Below are 4,853 nucleotides of genomic sequence, written 5' to 3' on the forward strand. Positions count from 1 at the left end.
TGGCTTGGTTCAACCATCATCGGCTGCTCGCGCCTATTGGCTACATGCCGCCGGCTGAAGCTGAGGCAAACTATTACCGCAGCCAAACCGGTCAGGCTGTGTTGGCCTGACTAAAACCAAACGGCCTCCTCGAAACCCGGGGCGATTCAAAGCGCTTGCACAGCTTGGGGTACAGGCGGTCTAGATCTTCTTCAGACCATTCGTCACCCGCCGGCCCGTCCGACTGAATGCCTGAGGGCTTGGATGGGAAAGCCGAGTACTCAAGTCCCGTCTTTCGGCGCCAGGCGTCAACGCCGACCGACTGCCATCCTTCGACTTGGCAGTCGACTTCTTCGTCACTCTCCTTGATGAGGGACGCGAGTGTGTCCGGGTCAGCCAATGCAGCGCTGAATGCCTTCTCGCCGCGCGAGATTAGCCAGCCCCTGAAATAGTCGAACCCATCGTCGGAGCAACCGCCGCCGATCACATACGCCGCACCCCACAATGGCCACGTATATGAGGCCCAAAAGTAGGAGGCGAATATGTTCTGAAAATCGACAACTTCGTCGTCAGACAATTCGTCCAGGAGGGATTCAAGCTCTTTGAGTTGCTGCTCAGGGTCTCCTTCAGCTGCCTGGCGGGATTTGTCGATGAGTTTCCAGAACGAACCGTTGTCCATGGGTCTTCCTATGAGGTGAAGGGATGCGTTTGCGGCCTGAGGTTCAACGTAACCGGCCGGCGGAGGCCGAAGGTCGGAGGGTTTGGGCCTCACCTGCGAAGTGCCTTCAGGGCAAGAAGTGCCTCAAGGCCGGCAGCCACCAAGTCCTTCATGTCGCCGCCTTGGATTGACCCCGAACGCGGACTGCTCTCGCCGTGATTGTTGACGCAAAGGCGCCAGGTGACAGGGTAGTTCTCGGCGGTTTTCGTAAAACGGGCAAGCAGGCGATTGGTCTCTACGCCGGGAATCTGAAGATGCCTATCCAGAAGAAAAACGACGCTCGGATGGACGGAAATGTCACCGTTGGCTACCGTGACTTCCGCAATCCCGGGCATGGACGCACCGCTCTTCAGGTCGACTACTGAAGAAACGATGAACTGGCCAAAGGGAACCAAGGGAATCTCAGCAAAAGCCGTCGGTTGCACGTGTGACTCGTCAGCAAGTTCAGAATTGACACCCGATCCGTCGTCGGAAACCCACTCCCAAATGGGCGTTTGCAGGAAGTCAGCGCGGTTTAGCTTGACGAATGGCTTAGACATGATGAACGCGTAAACAACGGACGGATGACGCCCAACGAATAGGGCTTATTCCTCGCGCCTATAGAAAAATGCCGATTCCATTAGATCCTGCTCGGCGCCCGGGTGAACAATGACCCTCATCCTGAGAAACGAGCTTCCAATCGGGCTACTACATCTTCAAGAGGAACGCCCGTGACCGAGCCGCCTTCAATTTCACCTTCGCGCTGTAGTGCTACTTTGTCCCACGCGCCCTCGGTCTCTGCGTCCCGGTCCAGGCTGTCAATAAGTTGGTCAAGCAGTCGGGCCCGCTCTGCAGGAGCGAGGCTCATGACTTCGGCTCTCAGGGACTCGAGGGTACGGAACATGGGAGACTCCGGGCGGGTTCAACAAGTACTGTCGCTAGACTGCCACAACTCACCTCCGCCCAACAAACTGGCCGGTCATTCCCCGCCACCTAACGCAGAGTTAACCGGCGTGCGGAGGCATGGTAAGCCTGGCCACGGAAGTAGTGATACCGTGGTCTGTCCCCTGATTCCCCGTGGTCTGTCCCCTGATTCCTGTGGCCAGGGTTGGCGTACACTTGACCGACCAGTTAACCTTCATTTTTTTGGACCACCCGAACAGTAGGGTAGCGCATTGCTCTGATGATCGAGGCCTGCATAGGCTCTCCAAATGCCTGATGAAGCAAGAACATTAGAGCGCCAATGCCATATCTAAAACGATTCAGTCCATCAGCCAATTCATCTATCGTGGTAAATCCTGCGCCTGGTTTGGGATGAATCGCTACGTCGTTTCTCAGGTTTCGGAGGAACTTATAGTCCTCCCACGCAGGACTCTTTCCGATATCGAGGGTTACGCCGGTCATCGTAGGGAGCCATTCTTTTATTTTCTCATCGAGAGAGACGAAGCCCCCATTCTTTCGCTTCTCGCTCAGTTTCCGGTCGGGGTCTGTGCATTTTGCGTTATATACATGAACCCGCAGCGTAAAGTACGCTTCAATGCTAGAGAATCCTTTGGTTATGGCAGTGTAGAAGCTATCAAAGGATCGATCTCGAATTGCTTCATCACGCGCGTTACACGCAGCGAGAAAGTCAGATGTGTGCGCTTGTCGCAGCACGGCATGCTCAGTTACCTCGTTTCTTGAAACTTCAACTCCATCTACCAAGAGGCTGTGAGTAACAGTTGCGCCGGGTGAAGCCTCTATCTCCCAAGTTCCTCCAACTAAGAGATTTTCGAACCATGTGATGGCGCGGTGAGGATTTTTTTGAAGTTCGGAAACCTGACCACTGAAGTCATACCCCTTTTGCTGCAATTCAGCTTCGACTAAGCCGTCAGGCAACGTGCGCAGGTAGTCATCCCAGTGTTCTCCCCACCGAATGAAGTAGAAGATCAACTCCCGCGCTTCCCTTGCAGACAGCCAATTGTCTGCTTCAAGTACTTTTGCCATGTCTTGGCCCGGATAGATGAAGGCTAACGAATAGGGTTATCCCTCGCGGCACGCAACTGAGTTCGAAGTGAGTGCGCATGTCGCGAGGGATAAGCCTTGTTGAACTGAACCGCGGGGAAAGAGGTAACACTGGGGATTCTACGCCCGGGAAATTCACCTTGGGTAGATCAGGTCGAGGAGCGTCCAGGCGTGGAGGACGAAACCACGACTGGCAAGCGGCAGAGGGTGAGCATGCCGCGCTCGGTGCGAGCTGCGTGAGGTGGCAACGGAGGTGCTCTCGGGGCAGTGCGGGATGCGGGCGCATGGGACTTCCGACGAGCCCGTTGGCGCGTCACTGACATATTGAGATGGGTGGGCGGCACGTGTCATGGAGGGCCATCGCGGCAGCGGGGTGCCGGAGGCAATACGGCCACGGTGCGCCAGTGCCCTTTGGCGCAGTGGGGACAGCGGCTCCGTGACCTGTAACGCGGGCGAGGAAGGCGTGTGCGGCTTCAATCGCGGCGGCTTGGGGTTCGGGCATGGCCCGTGCGGCGGCAAGGCCTGCCCGTTTATGGGCGCTAGCGAGCAGACCATAGTGCCGGATGCGCTTGAAGCCCGCGGGGAGCCGCCCGGGTGGCCGGGGAAGCAGACATCCGCTTCAAGCCCCCGGCCGGCGCCCCAGGGCCAGGACGGACAGACCCGCGGCCATGAAGGCCAGGCCGGCCCCCACATTGACCCCGTCAATGACCCGCGGGCGCCGCACCAGCCAGGCCGAGAGGCGTGAGGCGAAGCCGGCCAGCAGTGCAAAGATGAGGACCGTCAGCACCGCGAAGATCGCCCCGTAGCCCAGCATCTGCACGCTCACGGCGCCTCGCTCGGGGTGGGTGAATTGGGGGATGAAGGCCACCACGAACAAACCCGGTTTGGGGTTGAGCAGGTTGGACAGCAGCCCGGTCACGAACACCCGGCGGAGAGGCTGTTGCTGCGCCGGCACGAAAGTCACCAGATCGCGGGCAACGATGGCCTTGTAACCGAGCCACAGCAGGTAGGCTGCGCCCAGCACCTTGACGGCGAGGAAAGCCAGCGGCGAGGTTTGCAGCACCAGTGCCAGTCCCAGGGTGGCGGCCAGCGTGTGCGCCATGATGCCCAGTCCTGCGCCGAGGGACGAGAGCGCGCCGGCCAGCGGCCCCTGGCTCAGGCCGCGGCTGATGGCCAGAAGGTTGTCCGGGCCGGGTGCGATGACCACCAGCAGCGTGGCGGCCAGGTAGGCGAGAAGCGTATCGGCGGGAAACATGGCTTCAATCCTTTCGGGATGTGACCGCCGACGGATCCGTCGGAGCAAAACTCCCGCCCGCATTCTTTGCCAGCAGCACCGCCGCCACCAGGCGTCGGGCGGCCAGGTCGTTGGCGCTGCGCTGGGCGGCCAGGTGGGCCGCCTGCAGAACGATCACATTGAGGTAGCCGACGGTGCCGGCCCGGTACTGGTTGAGGGCGATGGCCTCGGCTTCTGCGGCCGCCGCCACGGCCGCTGATTGTTCGGCCGCGGCCTCTTCCAGCAGGCGTGCGGCGGCCAGGTTGTCTTCCACTTCCTGGAAGGCCACCAGCACGGTCTGGCGGTAGGTGGCGACGGCCTGCTCCCAGGCTGCCCGGGACTGGCTGACCGCCGCCTTGCGGGCGCCGGCGTCGAAGAGGGAGGCGGCCAGGGTCGGCCCCAGGGACCAGAAGCGGCTCGGCACGGTGAGCAGATCCTCGATCTGGGAGCGACGGAAGCCGGCCGAGGCGGAGAGGCCCAGCACGGGGAAGCGGGCGGCTTCGGCCGCGCCGATGGCGGCGTTGGCGGCGGCCACCCGGCGCTCGGCGGCGGCGATGTCGGGGCGGCGCTCCAGCAGGGTGGACGGCAGGGTCACGGCCACCGGGGCGGTGGGCAGCGGGCCGGCGCTCACCGGCAGGGAGAAGCTCGCCGGGGCCTGCCCCAGCAGCACGGCGATGGCGTGTTCGTACTGGCTGCGTGACAGGCGGGCCTCGACGGCTGCTGCCCGGGCGCTGCGCAGCTGGCTCTCGCCCTGCACCACGTCGGCCTTGCTGACCACGCCCGCGGTGTAGCGGTTGCGGGTGAGTTCAAGGGAGCGCTCGTAGGCGGCCACGGCGGCATCGAGAAGCGCCTGCTGGCGTTCGGCGGCGCGGAGCTGGAAATAGGTCTGGGCCAGGGTGG

Annotated in this window: 6 protein-coding genes and 1 pseudogene; all 7 read right to left on the reverse strand. The window is 61.5% G+C overall.

Features of this window, described 5'->3' with window-relative positions; genetic code table 11:
• Positions 1-91 precede the first annotated feature (91 nt).
• The gene (locus J0L98_RS21170; protein ID WP_296414206.1) at positions 92-658 is read right to left on the reverse strand and encodes a DUF4240 domain-containing protein; all 567 of its coding nucleotides are present in this window, start codon (positions 656-658) and stop codon (positions 92-94) included.
• An 89-nt stretch (positions 659-747) separates the two neighbouring features.
• Positions 748-1,236, reverse strand: coding sequence for a hypothetical protein (locus J0L98_RS21175; protein WP_296414207.1), 489 nt, complete (start codon positions 1,234-1,236; stop codon positions 748-750).
• Positions 1,237-1,352: 116 nt separating this feature from the next.
• A complete protein-coding gene (locus J0L98_RS21180) occupies positions 1,353-1,580 on the reverse strand; it encodes an addiction module protein (protein ID WP_296414208.1) in 228 nt (75 codons plus the stop codon).
• A 227-nt stretch (positions 1,581-1,807) separates the two neighbouring features.
• The gene (locus tag J0L98_RS21185; protein ID WP_296414209.1) at positions 1,808-2,662 is read right to left on the reverse strand and encodes a hypothetical protein; all 855 of its coding nucleotides are present in this window, start codon (positions 2,660-2,662) and stop codon (positions 1,808-1,810) included.
• A gap of 365 nt (positions 2,663-3,027) precedes the next feature.
• Positions 3,028-3,266, reverse strand: a pseudogene (locus J0L98_RS21190) (IS91 family transposase); the annotation flags it as partial.
• A 33-nt stretch (positions 3,267-3,299) separates the two neighbouring features.
• Positions 3,300-3,935, reverse strand: coding sequence for a LysE family translocator (locus tag J0L98_RS21195; RefSeq protein WP_296414212.1), 636 nt, complete (start codon positions 3,933-3,935; stop codon positions 3,300-3,302).
• A gap of 4 nt (positions 3,936-3,939) precedes the next feature.
• On the reverse strand, positions 3,940-4,853 hold a 914-nt coding region (locus J0L98_RS21200; protein WP_296414213.1), incomplete at its 5' end, for an efflux transporter outer membrane subunit.

Origin of the sequence: Zoogloea sp., from assembly GCF_017302315.1 — a bacterium.
Classification (GTDB): domain Bacteria; phylum Pseudomonadota; class Gammaproteobacteria; order Burkholderiales; family Rhodocyclaceae; genus Zoogloea.

Bases quoted from the DNA above. Each gene is read 5' to 3' on its own strand.
- J0L98_RS21170 (WP_296414206.1), bottom strand. From the start codon at position 658: ATGGACAACGGTTCGTTCTGGAAACTCATCGACAAATCCCGCCAGGCA.
- J0L98_RS21175 (WP_296414207.1), bottom strand. From the start codon at position 1,236: ATGTCTAAGCCATTCGTCAAGCTAAACCGCGCTGACTTCCTGCAAACG.
- J0L98_RS21180 (WP_296414208.1), bottom strand. From the start codon at position 1,580: ATGTTCCGTACCCTCGAGTCCCTGAGAGCCGAAGTCATGAGCCTCGCT.
- J0L98_RS21185 (WP_296414209.1), bottom strand. From the start codon at position 2,662: ATGGCAAAAGTACTTGAAGCAGACAATTGGCTGTCTGCAAGGGAAGCG.
- J0L98_RS21195 (WP_296414212.1), bottom strand. From the start codon at position 3,935: ATGTTTCCCGCCGATACGCTTCTCGCCTACCTGGCCGCCACGCTGCTG.